Origin of the sequence: Bradyrhizobium sp. 2S1 (genome assembly GCF_011516625.5) — a bacterium.
GTDB classification, from domain to species: domain Bacteria; phylum Pseudomonadota; class Alphaproteobacteria; order Rhizobiales; family Xanthobacteraceae; genus Bradyrhizobium; species Bradyrhizobium septentrionale.
Map to the genome: position 1 here is coordinate 7,022,757 of NZ_CP147717.1, position 15,460 is coordinate 7,038,216.

The 15,460-nt window shown below is 64.1% G+C and carries 17 protein-coding genes; 15 read left to right on the forward strand and 2 right to left on the reverse strand.

The window, feature by feature from the left end:
- Nucleotides 1-20: 20 nt before the first annotated feature.
- The 5 genes from dapA to HAP54_RS33030 all read left to right on the forward strand — a co-directional run bounded on the left by dapA (nucleotide 21) and on the right by HAP54_RS33030 (nucleotide 3,213).
- Nucleotides 21-911, forward strand: a complete 891-nt coding sequence (gene dapA, locus HAP54_RS33010; RefSeq protein ID WP_166294459.1) for a 4-hydroxy-tetrahydrodipicolinate synthase — start codon at nucleotides 21-23, stop codon at nucleotides 909-911.
- A 58-nt stretch (nucleotides 912-969) separates the two neighbouring features.
- Entirely contained in the window at nucleotides 970-1,386 is a 417-nt protein-coding gene (mscL, locus tag HAP54_RS33015) for a large conductance mechanosensitive channel protein MscL (RefSeq protein ID WP_166306627.1), read from the forward strand.
- 1 nt (nucleotide 1,387) lies between these two features.
- The gene (gene smpB / locus HAP54_RS33020; RefSeq protein ID WP_029081099.1) at nucleotides 1,388-1,861 is read left to right on the forward strand and encodes an SsrA-binding protein SmpB; all 474 of its coding nucleotides are present in this window, start codon (nucleotides 1,388-1,390) and stop codon (nucleotides 1,859-1,861) included.
- A 146-nt stretch (nucleotides 1,862-2,007) separates the two neighbouring features.
- Nucleotides 2,008-2,586 (forward strand): peroxiredoxin, encoded by a 579-nt coding sequence (locus tag HAP54_RS33025; protein WP_166294461.1) that lies wholly within the window; start codon nucleotides 2,008-2,010, stop codon nucleotides 2,584-2,586.
- A gap of 15 nt (nucleotides 2,587-2,601) precedes the next feature.
- Nucleotides 2,602-3,213 (forward strand): LpxA family transferase, encoded by a 612-nt coding sequence (locus tag HAP54_RS33030; RefSeq protein WP_224741670.1) that lies wholly within the window; start codon nucleotides 2,602-2,604, stop codon nucleotides 3,211-3,213.
- A 3-nt stretch (nucleotides 3,214-3,216) separates the two neighbouring features.
- On the opposite strand, the gene HAP54_RS33035 is transcribed toward HAP54_RS33030, so the two are convergent.
- A complete protein-coding gene (locus tag HAP54_RS33035) occupies nucleotides 3,217-3,876 on the reverse strand; it encodes a uracil-DNA glycosylase (protein ID WP_166294464.1) in 660 nt (219 codons plus the stop codon).
- Nucleotides 3,857-4,492 (reverse strand): NYN domain-containing protein, encoded by a 636-nt coding sequence (locus HAP54_RS33040; protein WP_029081102.1) that lies wholly within the window; start codon nucleotides 4,490-4,492, stop codon nucleotides 3,857-3,859. The genes HAP54_RS33035 and HAP54_RS33040 overlap by 20 nt, the downstream gene beginning before the upstream one ends.
- 360 nt (nucleotides 4,493-4,852) lie before the next feature.
- Here HAP54_RS33040 and rpoZ point away from each other — a divergent pair, with 360 nt between their 5' ends.
- The 10 genes from rpoZ (at nucleotide 4,853) to parC (ending at nucleotide 15,433) form a co-directional block, all read left to right on the forward strand.
- Entirely contained in the window at nucleotides 4,853-5,245 is a 393-nt protein-coding gene (rpoZ, locus tag HAP54_RS33045; RefSeq protein ID WP_016844003.1) for a DNA-directed RNA polymerase subunit omega, read from the forward strand.
- Between the two features lie 206 nt (nucleotides 5,246-5,451).
- Entirely contained in the window at nucleotides 5,452-7,743 is a 2,292-nt protein-coding gene (locus HAP54_RS33050; RefSeq protein WP_166294466.1) for a RelA/SpoT family protein, read from the forward strand.
- A gap of 103 nt (nucleotides 7,744-7,846) precedes the next feature.
- Nucleotides 7,847-8,620: a pyridoxine 5'-phosphate synthase gene (locus HAP54_RS33055; protein ID WP_166294468.1), complete on the forward strand. Its 774-nt coding sequence runs from the start codon at nucleotides 7,847-7,849 to the stop codon at nucleotides 8,618-8,620.
- Nucleotides 8,617-9,033, forward strand: coding sequence for a holo-ACP synthase (acpS, locus tag HAP54_RS33060; protein WP_166294470.1), 417 nt, complete (start codon nucleotides 8,617-8,619; stop codon nucleotides 9,031-9,033). The genes HAP54_RS33055 and acpS overlap by 4 nt, the downstream gene beginning before the upstream one ends.
- Before the next feature lie 285 nt (nucleotides 9,034-9,318).
- A complete protein-coding gene (gene lepB, locus HAP54_RS33065) occupies nucleotides 9,319-10,080 on the forward strand; it encodes a signal peptidase I (RefSeq protein ID WP_166294472.1) in 762 nt (253 codons plus the stop codon).
- Nucleotides 10,077-10,898 (forward strand): ribonuclease III, encoded by an 822-nt coding sequence (gene rnc / locus HAP54_RS33070; protein WP_166294474.1) that lies wholly within the window; start codon nucleotides 10,077-10,079, stop codon nucleotides 10,896-10,898. The genes lepB and rnc overlap by 4 nt, the downstream gene beginning before the upstream one ends.
- Complete coding sequence (gene era / locus HAP54_RS33075; protein ID WP_166294476.1) at nucleotides 10,891-11,826, forward strand: GTPase Era; 936 nt, start codon at nucleotides 10,891-10,893, stop codon at nucleotides 11,824-11,826. Before rnc ends, era begins: the two co-directional genes overlap by 8 nt.
- A 44-nt stretch (nucleotides 11,827-11,870) precedes the next feature.
- Nucleotides 11,871-12,251 (forward strand): hypothetical protein, encoded by a 381-nt coding sequence (locus HAP54_RS33080; protein WP_166294478.1) that lies wholly within the window; start codon nucleotides 11,871-11,873, stop codon nucleotides 12,249-12,251.
- A gap of 104 nt (nucleotides 12,252-12,355) precedes the next feature.
- Nucleotides 12,356-13,105, forward strand: a complete 750-nt coding sequence (recO, locus tag HAP54_RS33085) for a DNA repair protein RecO (protein ID WP_166294480.1) — start codon at nucleotides 12,356-12,358, stop codon at nucleotides 13,103-13,105.
- Nucleotides 13,106-13,177: 72 nt separating this feature from the next.
- The gene (gene parC / locus HAP54_RS33090; protein WP_166294482.1) at nucleotides 13,178-15,433 is read left to right on the forward strand and encodes a DNA topoisomerase IV subunit A; all 2,256 of its coding nucleotides are present in this window, start codon (nucleotides 13,178-13,180) and stop codon (nucleotides 15,431-15,433) included.
- The last annotated feature ends 27 nt before the right edge of the window (nucleotides 15,434-15,460 follow it).

Here is a 15,460-nt window from a genome sequence, read left to right on the forward strand (position 1 = left end):
GAAGCGTTTGGAGGAAGTCCATGGCAGCCAAGACAAAATTCCGGGGGGCATTCACTGCCTTGGTGACGCCCTTCAAGAACGGCTCGGTGGACGAGGCGGCCTTCCGCAGCCTCGTGAACTGGCAGATCGCCGAGGGCACGCACGGCCTGGTGCCGGTCGGCACGACAGGCGAGAGCCCGACGCTCAGCCATGACGAGCACAAGCGGGTGGTCGAGTGGTGCATCGAGGAGGCCAAGGGACGGGTGCCCGTGATCGCCGGCGCCGGCTCGAATTCGACCAAGGAAGCGATCGAGCTCGCCGAGCACGCGGAGAAGGCAGGGGCCAACGCGGTGCTGGTCGTGACTCCGTACTACAACAAGCCGACCCAGGAAGGCATGTACCAGCACTTCAAGGCGATCAACGATGCGATCGGCATTCCGATCATCATCTACAACATCCCGCCGCGCTCGGTGATCGACATGTCGGTCGACACCATGAAGCGGCTGTTCGAGCTGAAGAACATCGCCGGCGTCAAGGACGCGACCGCGAGCATGGTGCGGGTCTCGCAGCAGCGCGCCGCGATGGGCGAGGACTTCAACCAGCTGTCCGGCGAGGACGCGACGATCATCGGCTACATGGCGCATGGCGGCCATGGCTGCATCTCGGTGACCTCGAACGTCGCGCCGCGACTGTGCTCGGAATTCCAGACCGCCTGGCAGAAGGGCGACGTCACCACGGCGCTGAAGATCCATGACAAGCTGATGCCGCTGCACACCAATCTGTTCATCGAGAGCAATCCGGCGCCGGTGAAGTACGCGATGTCGCTGCTCGGCAAGCTGGACGAGAAGCTGCGCCTGCCGATGGTGCCGGTCACCGAAGCGACCCGTACTGCTGTCCGCAGCGCCATGGTGCATGCCGGCCTGATCAACTGAGCCGGACCGGACCTGCCGTGAACATGCCGTGCGCAATGTCGAAGAGAAGGGGGTGGGCATGCTGAAGGAATTCCGCGAATTCGCCATGAAGGGCAATGTCGTCGACCTCGCCGTCGGCGTCATCATCGGCGCAGCCTTCGGCGCGATCGTCACCTCGCTGGTCGGCGACATCATCATGCCGATCATCGGCGCGATCACGGGCGGGCTCGATTTCTCCAACTATTTCACCGGACTTTCCAAGGCGGTCAACGCGACCAACCTGGCCGACGCCAAGAAGCAGGGGGCGGTGCTCGCCTGGGGCAACTTCCTCACGTTGACGCTCAACTTCCTGATCATCGCCTTCGTGCTGTTCCTGGTCATCCGTGCCATGAACCAGTTCAAGCGCAAGGATGAGGCCAAGGCCGCCGAGCCGCCGAAGCCGTCCGACGAGGTCGTGCTGCTGACGGAAATCCGCGACCTCCTCAAGAAGGGCTAAAGTGGCCGACAAGAACGAACGTCCGATCAAGGTTGTCGCCGAAAACCGAAAGGCCCGCTTCAACTACGCCATCGAGGATACGATCGAGGCCGGCATCTCGCTGACCGGCACCGAGGTGAAATCGATCCGCAGCGGCAAGAGCACGATCGCGGAATCCTATGCGGATTCCAAGAACGGCGAGATATGGCTGATCAACGCCAATATCCCCGAATATCTGCAGGCCAACCGCTTCAACCACGAGCCGAAGCGGCCGCGCAAGCTGCTGCTGCATCGCAAGCAGATCAACAAGCTGCTCGGCGCTGTCGACCGCGAGGGCATGACGCTCATTCCGCTGAAGCTGTACTTCAACGAGCGCGGCCGTGCCAAGCTGCTGCTCGCGATCGCCAAGGGCAAGAAGCTGCACGACAAGCGCGAGTCCGAGAAGAAGCGCGACTGGGGCCGCGAGAAGGGCCGCCTGATGCGGGCGCGAGGATAGAATTCAAGCCGTCATTGCGAGGAGCGAAGCGACGAAGCAATCCATCCATCCACTGCGGCGCTATGGATTGCTTCGCTAAGTTTATCATCGGGCGCGCGTTGGCGCGACCCGTTGGCTCGCAATGACGACCCACGGAGATTTGGGCGATGAGCCAGAGCAGCCTGACCGATGTCGACTGGAGCAAGATCCCACCGCCCACGGACGACGGCGGCGCGGCGCATCTGACCGGCATGACGATCCGGCCGGTGACCTTGCGCGCCACCAACGACACGTCGGTCACGTTGTCGGCGCTCGAGGGCCGCACCGTGGTGTTCGCCTATCCACGAACCGGCGAGCCCGGCAAGATCGGGCTGGTCGATGATTGGGACATGATCCCCGGCGCCCGCGGCTGTACGCCGCAAACCTGCGCGTTCCGTGACCTGTTCGCCGAGCTCAAGGCGGCCGGGGCCGCCCAGGTGTTCGGGCTGTCGACCCAAAGCAATGCGTACCAGACCGAAATGGCGTCACGCCTGCACCTGCCGTTCCCGGTGCTGTCCGACGAAGCGCTGGAACTGACGAAGGCCTTGAGGTTACCGACCATGTCGGTTGCCGGGCTGACGCTGATCAAGCGGCTCGCACTTGTGATCGACGACGCTCGCATCACGCAGGTATTCTATCCGGTGTTTCCGCCGGATCGGAACGCCGACGATGTGCTGGGGTGGCTCAGGGAACATCCGGTCAAGTAGATGTCGGGAACGCCGGTGATCGACGAGTACATCGCCGGGTTTGGCTCGTCTGCGCTCGGAGAATTCGCCGAGAGCATGCCGTGGGAGTTGACGCTCGGCGCGGTTGGAATTGTCGAGCGTCTGCTGGGTGGCTTGCGTGACGGTTACGCGATCGCCGATGGTGTTGCCGTGCATTGTACGTCAACGATCGAGGGTGGTGCCGTCGTCAAGGGGCCGGCCATCGTTGGGCCAGGTTGCTTCATTGCCGCAGGCGCGTACGTCCGCGGCGGCTGCTGGTTGGAGGCCAATTGCATTCTTGGGCCTGGAGCCGAGCTGAAGTCCTCATTCGTCTTCACAGGCTCAAAGCTCGCTCATTTCAACTTCGTTGGAGACAGCCTTCTCGGCAGCGGGGTCAATCTTGAGGCAGGATCGATCATCGCCAACTACCGAAACGAATTGGTCAGGCCGATGATTTCGTTCTTCCACAAGGGCACACGGCTTGAGACGGGAGTCGAAAAGTTTGGCGCCCTCGTTGGCGACCGAACAAGGATCGGCGCTAACGCGGTTGTCGCGCCGGGCGCAATCCTGGCGCCCGCAACGGTTGTGAAGCGCCTGTCGCTGATCGATCAGGCGGTCGGCGAGGGCTGATCCCTAACCGAGGTCCTTCCGCACGGTCGCGAAGACCTTGCGGAACATGTCGGTCGTCAACACGCCCGTGTTCGTGTTGTAACGCGAGCAGTGATAGCTGTCGTAGAGCTTAAAGGTGCCAGCGCTATGCACTGCACCGTGCACAAAGGGCGCCGCAGCCAGCCGGATGGCCAGCGCCTTCAACGTCGATTCGTGGGCGATTCGCCCGAGCAGCACGATCGCGCGCAGCTTCGGCATCGTGGCGATGGTGGCGCTCAGGAATTGCCGGCAGGTGTTGATCTCGGCCGGCAGCGGCTTGTTCTGCGGCGGCACGCAACGCACCGCGTTGCTGATCCGGCTGTCGACCAGCTTGAGGCCGTCGTCCGGGCGCGCCTGATAGACGCCGCTGGCGAAGCCATATTCGAGCAGGGTCGCGTAGAGCAGATCACCGGCATAGTCGCCGGTGAAGGGACGGCCGGTGCGGTTGGCGCCCTGCATGCCCGGCGCGAGCCCGACGATCAACAGCCGCGCATTTGGGTCGCCGAAAGACTCCACCGGCGAGTTGAACCAGTCCGGGTGGAGGGCCCGCGCTTGTGCGCGGAAGTCGGCCAGCCTGACACAGAGCTGACAGTTGCTGTCGGGGCGCGTAGGTGCGGCGACGAGGTTACTCGTCGAAATCGTCATCGGCTCCCCGTGGGGCCATTGTGGTGGTCGCGCGCTGCAGGAATTGCGGGGAGTGGTGACGCGGTTCGCGCGGGGCCGGACGTTCGGACGGATCGCGGCCGAGCTTGGATTGCAGCTCGACGAGGTCGGTGAAGACGTCGGCCTGGCGACGCAGCTCGTCGGCGATCATCGGCGGCTGGCTGGCAATGGTGGAGATGACGGTGACGCGGACGCCGCGGCGCTGCACCGCCTCGACCAGGGAACGGAAGTCGCCATCGCCGGAAAACAGGATCATCTGGTCGATGTGTTCGGCGAGTTCCATGGCATCGACCGCGAGCTCGATGTCCATATTGCCCTTCACCTTGCGGCGGCCACTGGCGTCGATGAATTCCTTGGTGGCCTTGGTGACGACGGTGTAGCCGTTGTAGTCGAGCCAGTCGATCAGCGGACGGATCGACGAATACTCCTGATCCTCAATGATCGCCGTGTAGTAGAACGCCCGCAGCAGCGTGCCCCGACTCTGGAATTCCTTGAGGAGGCGCTTGTAGTCGATGTCGAAGCCCAGCGTCTTTGCGGTTGCGTACAGATTGGCTCCGTCGATGAAGAGCGCGATCTTGTTGGAAACAGGTGACGACATCAAAGTGTTCTCGCGTGGTTGTTAGTGTTTTTAGCGCAGCGGCGAACGACCGCGCGCAATTTCCTGCGTTGCTGCCTAAAGTTCTGTGAATCTTTCCCCACGACAGTCACCACCGCAATTATGGTGAGGCGAGGGCAAAAAGCCTAGACCTTTGACATTGCAATGAAGAGATTTACTTGTCTGGGACAGCAACCTAGCCATGTCGTCAGACGCTCCGGCCCTTCTGGCCCCGGCAGACCGGGTTATCAGAGCCTGTTGGGAAGGCAAATCACAAATTTTACCTTGCGAAACCGGGGCTAGCCCTATAACTAACCCTCATAACCAACATGTTCGGTCCCTTTTACCACGGAGCGCCTCGAGATGGCTCGCGTCACCGTCGAAGATTGCATTGATAAGGTCGACAATCGTTTCGACCTCGTCCTGTTGGCTGCGCATCGCGCCCGGATGATCTCGTCGGGCTCGCAACTCACGGTTGATCGCGACAACGACAAGAACCCGGTGGTCTCGCTGCGGGAGATCGCCGATTCGACGATCTCGCCGGAAGACCTGAAAGAGGAACTCGTGCACTCGCTGCAGAAGTTCGTCGAGGTCGACGAGCCCGAGCCCGACACCGTGCCGCTGATCGGTTCCGCCGGTGCCAGCGTTGATGCAGACGACACCGAGGTCGCGGTCGAGCGGATGACTGAGGAAGAGCTGCTGAAGGGCCTCGAAGGCCTGGCGCCCCCGGAAGAGCAGCCCGAGGAAGACGAATAAGCTCCTCGTTTCGGATTGATTTGAAAAAGGCCCGGACATTGCTCCGGGCCTTTGCTTTTGTTGACAATTTCGCTGTTACGGTGCGTCCTATGCGGGCGCGGGAAATTGAACGGTTCCAAGGCCCGCGCAGGGTGCTGCTTCATTCGAAAGCGCACTAGATTGAGCAAGGTGGGACGTTCTGGTCCCGCGGGAGAGGCATCGCGTTCATGGCGTATCGACGCCGCAGTTCCATCCAGATGCAGGCTGCAACCGAAACGGTCGCGGTGGCGCCGGCGTCGTCCGCGGCGGAGCGGCCGGCCAAGCCGCGGACGCGCATGATGCGACAATATGACCTTGTCGAGCGCGTCCGCTCCTATAACCCCGATACCAACGAGGACCTGCTCAACCGCGCCTATGTCTACGCCATGAAAGCGCACGGCACGCAGACCCGTGCCTCCGGCGATCCCTATTTCTCGCATCCGCTCGAGGTCGCCGCGATCCTCACCAACCTCAAGCTCGACGATGCCACGATCGTCGCGGCCCTGCTGCACGACACGATCGAGGACACCGAGGCGACGCGCGCCGAGATCGATCATGTCTTCGGCCACGAGATCGGGGCGCTGGTCGAAGGCCTGACCAAGCTGAAGCGGCTGGAGCTGGTGTCGCGCGAGGCCAAGCAGGCCGAGAATCTGCGCAAGCTGTTGCTGGCGATTGCTGACGACGTCCGCGTGTTGCTGATCAAGCTCGCCGACCGCCTGCACAACATGCGCACGCTGGAATTCGTGCCGCCGGCCTCGCGCCGCCGCATCGCCGACGAGACGCTGGACATCTATGCGCCGCTCGCCGGCCGCATGGGTATGCAGGAGATGCGCGAGGAGCTCGAGGACCTGTCCTTCTTCGTGCTCGATCCCGAGGCCTATGCCGTGGTCAAGCAGCGGCTCGACGCGCTGGCCGAGCGCAACCGCAATTTGATCGGCGAGATCGAAAGCCAGCTCTCCAAGAACCTGCAGAAGAACGGCATCACCGCGCGGGTGTTCGGTCGCCGCAAGCAGCCGTTTTCGATCTGGACCAAGATGGAGCGCAAGTCGGTCGGCTTCGAGCAACTGTCCGACATCTACGGCTTCCGCGTCATCCTCGACGATGTCGGTGCCTGCTACCGCGCGCTCGGCATCGTCCACACCACCTGGCCGGTGGTGCCGGGCCGCTTCAAGGACTACATCTCGACGCCGAAGCAGAACGACTACCGCTCGATCCACACCACCGTGATCGGTCCGGGTAAGCAGCGCGTCGAGCTGCAGATCCGCACCGAGGAGATGAACCAGATCGCCGAGTTCGGCATCGCCGCGCACGCCTTCTACAAGGAAGGGGCGGGCTCGCCGCACGAGCGGATGAAGCACGAGTCCAACGCCTTCGCTTGGCTGCGCCACACCATCGGCATCCTTTCGGAAAGCGCCAACCCGGAAGAGTTTCTGGAGCACACCAAGCTCGAGCTGTTCCACGACCAGGTGTTCTGCTTCACGCCGAAGGGCAAGCTGATCGCGCTGCCGCGCAACGCCAATGTGATCGATTTCGCCTATGCCGTGCACACCGGTGTCGGCAACAGCGCGGTCGGCTGCAAGATCAATGGCAAGTTCGCGCCGCTGTCCTCCGAGCTGCAGAATGGTGACGAGGTCGAGGTGCTGACCTCGAAGGCGCAGTCGGCGCCGCCGTCGGCCTGGGAAGCGCTCGCCCGCACCGGCAAGGCGCGCGCCGCGATCCGGCGTGCCACCCGTGATGCCGTACGCGACCAGTATGCCGGCCTCGGCCGCCGCATCGTCGACCGCCTGTTTGCCCGCGCCAAGATCGAATATGCCGACGACAAGCTGAAGGGCGCATTGCCGCGGCTCGCGCGGACCTCGATCGAGGACGTGATGGCCTCGGTCGGGCGCGGCGAAATCAAGGCTTCCGATGTCGCGCGCGCGATGTATCCCGACTACAAGGAAGAGCGCCTGGTGCGCTATGGCGCCAAGAAGGGGCTCGCCGCCAAGCTGAAGACGCAGACCCCGCCGCATCCGGCGCGCGCCACCTCGGTGATCCCGGTGCGCGGCATCAATTCCGACCTGCCGGTGAAGTTCGCGCCGAACGGCGGCGCCGTGCCGGGCGACCGGATCGTCGGCATCGTGACGCCGGGCGAGGGGATCACGATCTATCCGATCCAGTCGCCGGCGCTGAAGGATTTCGAGGAGGAGCCGGAGCGCTGGCTCGACGTGCGCTGGGACATCGACGAGACCATGCCGCAGCGTTTCCCGGCGCGCATCCTGGTCCACAATGTCAACGAGCCCGGCAGCCTCGCCCAGATCGCCACTGTGATCGCCGAGCACGACGGCAATATCGACAACATCCACATGTCGCGCCAGTCGCCGGATTTCACGGAGCTGACCATCGATCTTGAGGTCTATGACCTCAAGCATCTCCTCGCTATCATCGCGCAGTTGCGCGCCAAGGCCGTCGTCGCAAAGGTCGAGCGCGTCAATGGTTGAATGGGTATCGTTGCCGGGCTTGACCCGGCAGCCCATCTTTCGAACAAGATGGACGCGCGGATCGAGCCCGCGCATGACAGGTTAGATTTGCAGGTCCAAGAAAATGTCAAATGCTCCTCCGCTGCGCCTCGGTATCAATGTCGATCACGTCGCGACCCTGCGCAATGCGCGCGGCGGGGCGCGGCCCGATCCGGTGCGGCTGGCGCTGGCCGCGATCGAAGCCGGCGCCGACGGCATCACCGCGCATTTGCGTGAGGATCGCCGTCACATCCGCGACGAGGACATGGCGCGGCTCAAGGCCGAGATCTCCAAGCCTTTGAATTTCGAGATGGCGGCGACCGACGACATGCTGCGGATTTCGCTCGCCACCAAGCCCCACGCCGTCTGCCTGGTGCCGGAGCGGCGCCAGGAACTCACCACCGAAGGTGGCCTCGACGTGGTCGGCCAGCACAATGCGCTGGCGCCGTTCATCGCGCGGCTCAATGATGCCGGCATCCGGGTCTCGCTGTTCATCGCCGCCGATCCAAGGCAGATCGAGATGGCGGCGAAGCTGAAGGCACCCGTGATCGAGATCCATACCGGCGGCTGGTGCGACGCCGTGGTCGACGGTCACAAGGACAAGGCGGCGGCCGAATGGAAGCGCATCGTCGATGGTGCCAAGCTCGCGCACGCGGCCGGGCTCGAGGTCCATGCCGGCCATGGGCTCGACTATGAGACCGCGGAGACGATTTCCGCACTGCCCGAGATTCGCGAGCTGAACATCGGTTACTTCATGATGGGCGAGGCGCTGTTCGTCGGCATCGCCGGGACGGTGCGCGAGATGCGCGCGGCGATGGACCGCGGCCGCGCCAGGGCGCAAGGCGCAGTCGGCGCATGATCATCGGCATCGGCTCCGACCTGATCGATATCACGCGGGTCGCGAAGGTGATCGAGCGCCATGGCGAGCGATTCCTAGATCGCATCTTCACCGATGCCGAGCGCGCTAAGGCGATGCGCCGGGCCAACAATGAGAAGATGGTGGTGGCGACCTACGCCAAGCGCTTCGCCGCCAAGGAGGCCTGCTCCAAGGCGCTCGGCACCGGTATCCGGCGCGGGGTGTGGTGGAAGGACATGGGGGTGGTCAACCTGCCGGGAGGGCGGCCGTCGATGCGGCTGACCGGTGGGGCGCTGGCCCGGCTCCAGGAACTGACGCCCGAGGGCATGCAGGCGCAGATCGATCTCTCGATCACAGACGATTGGCCGCTGGCGCAGGCCTTCGTCATAATTTCGGCGATTGCCCCGGCCAGATGAGCGGGGGGCGCCGGAATCGGCCGGAAAACTTCGGCAAACTAAAAAATCATTGACATTTCAATGAATTGCGAAGTTTTGAGGCGGCGATTGATTGCGCCCTTGCGAACAACCGTCTAAAACGCCCGCTGGGTATATCGAGCGAGACGCGAATTTCGGGTTTAGGTCGGGATTTGCCCTCAAGATCAGAATCAAGGCCATTTTCCTCACGCGGGGATCGAGCGCTTCGCGTGGAGAGAACGTTCTGCCACCGCGCGGGTATCTGGGCCCGCGGGAATTGGGAAAGCAATGAGCGCGACCACCGGGACCAAATCTGAGAGCGGCTTTGGCGAGACCATCCGCGTCGTCATCCATGCCCTTCTAATCGCGCTCGTCATCCGCACCTTCCTGTTCCAGCCGTTCAACATCCCGTCGGGCTCGATGAAGGCGACGTTGTTGGTGGGAGACTACCTGTTCGTGTCGAAATATTCCTACGGCTATAGCCATTATTCGATCCCGTTCTCGCCGAACATCTTCTCGGGGCGCATCTTCGGCTCGGAGCCGAACCGCGGCGACATCGTGGTGTTTCGCCTGCCGCGCGACGACTCCACCGACTACATCAAGCGCGTCATCGGACTGCCGGGCGACCGGATCGAGGTCAGGAACGGGCTGCTCTACATCAATGATGAGCCGATCAAGCGGGAACGGCTGAGCGACTTCATCGGCGAGGACGCTTGCGGCTCGGCGGATGCCTCCGCCCGCGTCAAGCGCTGGAAGGAAACCCTGCCGAACGGCGTCAGCTATGAGGCGCTGGACTGCACCGACAACAGCTACATGGACAACACCATCGTCTACACCGTTCCGCCCGGCCATTTCTTCATGATGGGCGACAACCGCGACAATTCCACCGACAGCCGCTTCCTGTCGCAGGTCGGCTACGTGCCGTTCGAGAACATCATCGGGCGGGCCCAGATGATCTTCTTCTCGATCGCCGAGGGCGAGCAGGCCTGGATGATCTGGCGCTGGCCGTTCGCGGTGCGGTGGAACCGCCTATTCTCCATCGTGCGATGAACGACGACACCGCAGCCATCAACGATCAAGCGCCCGCCGGCGAGCCGAGCCCGACGCCTGCCGCGGATGGCACGGCTGCGCCGAAGAAGCGGCGCAGCAAGGCCGCCAAGTCGGCCGAAGAGAAGGCCGCGATCGCCGGCACCGAGGCGCGCATCGGGTACAATTTCTCGGATCCCGCGCTGCTGACCACCGCGTTCACCCACGTCTCAGCGCTGAAGCCCGCCACCCGCAACCGCGCCGACAGCTACCAGCGGCTGGAATTTCTCGGCGACCACGTGCTCGGCCTGATCGTCTCGGACATGCTGTTCCGGGCGTTCCCGAAGGCCGACGAGGGCGAATTGTCGAAGCGGCTCGCCGACCTCGTGCGCAAGGAGAGCTGCGCCGACGTCGCCAAGTCGCTCGGACTGCTCGAGGACATCAAGCTCGGCATGGTGAAGGCGGTCGAGGGCGCGCGGCTGCGTAAGTCCGTGCTCGGCGACATCTGCGAAGCGGTGATCGGCGCGATCTTTCTCGACGGCGGCTACGAGGCGGCGCGCCAGTTCGTCGAGCGCAACTGGACCGAACGGATGCACAAGCTGCGCCGGCCACTGCGCGATCCCAAGACCGTGCTGCAGGAATGGGCGCAGGGCAAGGGACTGCCGACGCCGGTCTATCGCGAGGTCGAACGCACCGGCCCGCACCACGATCCGCAATTCCGCGTTGCGGTCGACCTGCCGGGACTGGCCTCCGCCGAGGGGCTCGGCGGCAACAAGCGCGCAGCCGAGAAAGCAGCAGCATCCGCCATGATCGAGCGTGAAGGCGTCGGCACCAATGACTGACGAAGCCAAGGGACAGGCGGAGGGGCAGGGGGACGCGACGCGCTGTGGCTTCGTCGCGCTGATCGGTGCGCCCAATGTCGGCAAGTCGACGCTGGTCAATGCGCTGGTGGGCTCCAAGGTCACCATCGTCTCGCGCAAGGTGCAGACCACGCGCGCGCTGATCCGCGGCATCGTGATCGAGGGCAATGCCCAGATCATCCTGGTCGATACGCCCGGCATCTTCGCGCCGCGGCGCCGGCTCGACCGCGCCATGGTGTCGACCGCCTGGAGCGGCGCGCACGACGCCGATCTCGTCTGCGTGCTGCTCGATGCCAAGGCTGGGATCGACGAGGAGGCGCAGGCGATTCTGGCCAAGCTCGAATCCGTCGCGCATCCCAAGATCCTGGTGCTGAACAAGGTCGACCTCGTTCAGCGGGAAAAATTGCTCGCGATGGCGCAGGCCGCCAACGAACGCATGCGCTTCGAGCACACATTCATGATCTCGGCGTTGTCGGGGGATGGCGTCGACGATCTGCGGTGGACGCTGGCGCAGATGGTGCCCGAGGGGCCGTTCCACTACCCCGAAGACCAGATGTCGGACGCGCCGATGCGGCATCTGGCCGCCGAGATCACGCGCGAGAAGATCTACAGCCATCTGCATCAGGAATTGCCGTACCAGTCGACGGTCGAGACCGACAGCTGGACCGACCGCAAGGACAAGTCGATCCGCATCGAGCAGACGATCTATGTCGAGCGCGAGAGCCAACGCAAGATCGTGCTCGGCAGGGGCGGCGCCACTATCAAGTCGATCGGCGCGCAGGCGCGCGCCGAGCTCGCCGAGATCATGGGCGTGCCGGTGCATCTGTTCCTGTTCGTCAAGGTGCGCGAGAACTGGGGCGACGATCCCGACCGCTACCGGGAAATGGGACTGGAATTCCCCAAGGAATAGATCGGCGTTTGAACGTGCCCAGAGCAATGAGCGTGCCCAGAGCAATGAATGTGCCCAGAAACGTGCTGTGGTTTGAGGTGCTGCTCTATCTGTCGCTGACGCTCGACGCGCTGTCGGTGGCGTTCCAGGACCGCACGCCGACCGCCGTGAGGACCGAGCAGATGATCACGGGCGAGACGCTGACGGCAGGGTGCATGATCCTGCTGCTGGTGTATTTCGTCCGGCTCGCCGCGCGGCACCGCAAGAACTGGCCGCGCTGGGCGCTGGCTGCCATGCTGGTGCTGTCGGTGATCTCGCTGGTGCAGGTGATGGGCGAAAGGGGCTTGGAGCTCGACAGCGCCATCGAGGTGGTGTCCTGCATCCTGACCACGGCCGGGCTGTATTATTCCTTCACCGGTGACGCCCAAGGCTGGTTCAACGCGTAAGCCTGCGTAGGGCGGGTTAGCGAAGCGTAACCCGCGGTGTAACTTCCTGGCGATATCGGCGGATTACGCTGCGCTGATCCGCCCCACATGATACTTTTGCAACCATGGAATGGACCGACGAAGGCATCGTGCTGGGGGTGCGGCGGCATGGCGAATCCTCTGCCATCGTCGAGCTGTTGACGCGCCAGCATGGCCGCCATCTCGGCCTGGTGCGCGGCGGCGCCGGCTCGCGGATGCGGCCGCTGCTGCAGCCCGGCAACAGCGTCACCGCGGTGTGGCGGGCGCGGCTCGACGAGCATCTCGGGATGTATGTGCTGGAAGGCACCCGGCTGCGGGCGGCAACGCTGCTGGCCTCGTCGCACGCCGTCTACGGCGTCACGCATCTGGCGGCGCTGGCGCGGTTGTTGCCGGAGCGCGATCCGCATGAAGACATCTACGAGATGCTGCAGGGGACGCTCGACGATTTCGATGACGCCGGCGTTGCCGCCGTGCACCTGATCCGGTTTGAGCTGGCGATGCTGACCGAGCTCGGCTTCGGCCTCGATTTGGACAACTGCGCGGCCACCGGGGAAACCACCGACCAGGTCTACGTGTCCCCGAAATCCGGCGGCGCCGTGTCCCGCGCCGCCGGCGAGCCGTGGCGCGACCGGCTGCTGCCGCTGCCGGCATTCCTGCGCGAAGGCGAAGGCGGCGCGAACAGCTGGTCGGATCAGGACCTGCTCGACGGTTTCCAGGTCACCGGCCTGTTCCTGCTCCGCCACGTGCTGGAGCCGCGCGGCCAGGGCCATTCCGACGCCCGCGACGGATTTATCAACGCCGTGACCCGGCGGCGGAGCCGGACCGCGGTTCCTTAAGCCCGATTCGCAACCTAAATTCCCGCTGATTCGCGGCTTGCCCGATTCACCGCCAGGGTTTAACGCCTCCCCATGGGAAAACGACAGATACCGCCGGAAGAGCCGGCCGAGATTCACGAGGTGCCGCTGCGTGATGCGCTCGAGGAGCGCTATCTCGCCTATGCGCTCTCGACCATCATGCATCGTGCGCTGCCGGACGCCCGCGACGGGCTCAAGCCGGTGCACCGGCGCATCCTCTACGGCATGGACCTGCTCGGGCTCGACCCGCGCGCGGCCTTCAAGAAGTCGGCCAAGATCGTCGGCGACGTGATGGGCTCGTTCCATCCGCATGGCGACCAGGCGATCTATGACGCGATGGTGCGTCTGGCGCAGGATTTCTCCTCGCGCTACCCGCTGGTCGACGGCCAGGGCAATTTCGGCAATATCGACGGCGATAATCCGGCCGCCTACCGCTACACCGAAGCGCGCATGACCGAGGTCGCGCGGCTCTTGCTCGAAGGCATCGACGAGGACGGCGTCGAGTTTCGCGCCAATTACGACGGCCAGACCAAAGAGCCGGTGGTGCTGCCGGGCGGCTTCCCGAATCTGCTCGCCAACGGCGCGCAGGGGATTGCGGTCGGCATGGCGACCTCGATCCCGCCGCACAACGCCGCCGAACTCTGTGACGCCGCGCTGCATCTGATCGAGAAGCCCGACGCCAAGTCGAAGGCGCTGCTGAAATGGGTCAAGGGTCCGGACTTCCCGACCGGCGGCATCGTCGTCGATTCCAAGGCATCGATCATCGAGGCCTATACCACCGGCCGCGGCTCGTTCCGGACCCGCGCCCGCTGGTCGGTGGAGGAGGGCGCCCGCGGCGCCTGGGTGGTCGTCGTCACCGAAATCCCGTGGCTGGTGCAGAAGTCGCGTATGCACGAGAAGATCTCGGAGCTGCTCGACCAGAAGAAGCTGCCGCTGGTCGGCGACGTGCGCGATGAATCCGCGGAGGACGTCCGCTTCGTCATCGAGCCGAAGTCGCGCACCGTCGATCCGGCGCTGATGATGGAGTCGCTGTTCCGGCTGACCGAGCTGGAAAGCAAGATCTCGCTGAACCTCAACGTGCTGATCAAGGGCCGTATCCCGAAGGTGGTCGGCCTCGCCGAGTGCCTGCGCGAATGGCTCGACCATCTGCGCGACGTGCTGGTGCGGCGTTCCAACTTCCGCAAGACCCAGATCGAGCACCGCCTGGAAGTGCTGGGCGGCCACCTCGTCGCCTATCTGAACCTCGACAAGGTGATCAAGATCATCCGCACCGAGGACGAGCCGAAGCCGGTCTTGATGAAGACCTTCAAGCTCTCCGACATCCAGGCCGATGCCATCCTCAACATGCGCCTGCGCAATTTGCGCCGCCTGGAGGAGATGGAGATCCGCACCGAGGACAAGGATCTGCGCAAGGAGCTGAAGGGCCTCGAGGGCCTGCTCGGCTCCGAGACCGAACAATGGACGAAGGTCAGCGACCAGGTGCGCAAGGTCCGCGACATCTTTGGGCCGAAGACGCCGCTCGGCAAGCGCCGCACCACCTTTGCCGATGCGCCCGAGCATGATCTCGCCGCGATCGAGGAAGCGCTGGTCGAGCGCGAGCCGTGCACCGTCGTGATCTCCGAGAAGGGCTGGGTGCGGACGCTGAAAGGGCACGTCGAGGATCTCTCGGGGCTCGCCTTCAAGACCGACGACAAGCTCGAGCACTCGTTCTTTGCCGAGACCACCTCGAAGCTGCTGCTGTTTGCCACCAACGGCAAGTTCTACTCGCTCGACGTCGCCAAGCTGCCGGGCGGCCGCGGCCATGGCGAGCCGATCCGGATGTTCATCGACCTCGAGCAGGACGCCGCGATCATCTCGCTGTTCGTCAACAAGGGCGAGCGCAAGTTCCTGATCGCGAGCAGCGAGGGGCAGGGTTTTGTCGTCAAGGAAGAGGACTGCGTCGGCAATACCCGCAAGGGCAAGCAGGTGCTCATCGTCGATGCGCCGAACGAAGCTTGTGCGATCACGACCGTAACCGGCGACACCGTCGCGGTGATCGGCACCAACCACAAGATGGTGCTGTTCGGTCTCGACCAGGTGTCGGAGATGGCGCGCGGCCGCGGCATGCGCCTGCAGAAATACACCAGTGCCTCGCTGTCCGATGTCGCGGTGTTCGATTCCAAGACCGGCCTGACCTGGAAGGATTCCGCCGGCCGCGAGCACAGCATGACCCTGAAGGAGCTGGCCGACTGGCGCGGCAACCGCGCCGACGCCGGCCGGCTCGCCCATGGCCTGCCGAAGTCGAACAAGTTCAACCGCGGCGTGGAGTAGTGGAAGCGTAGCCCGGATGGAGCCAAC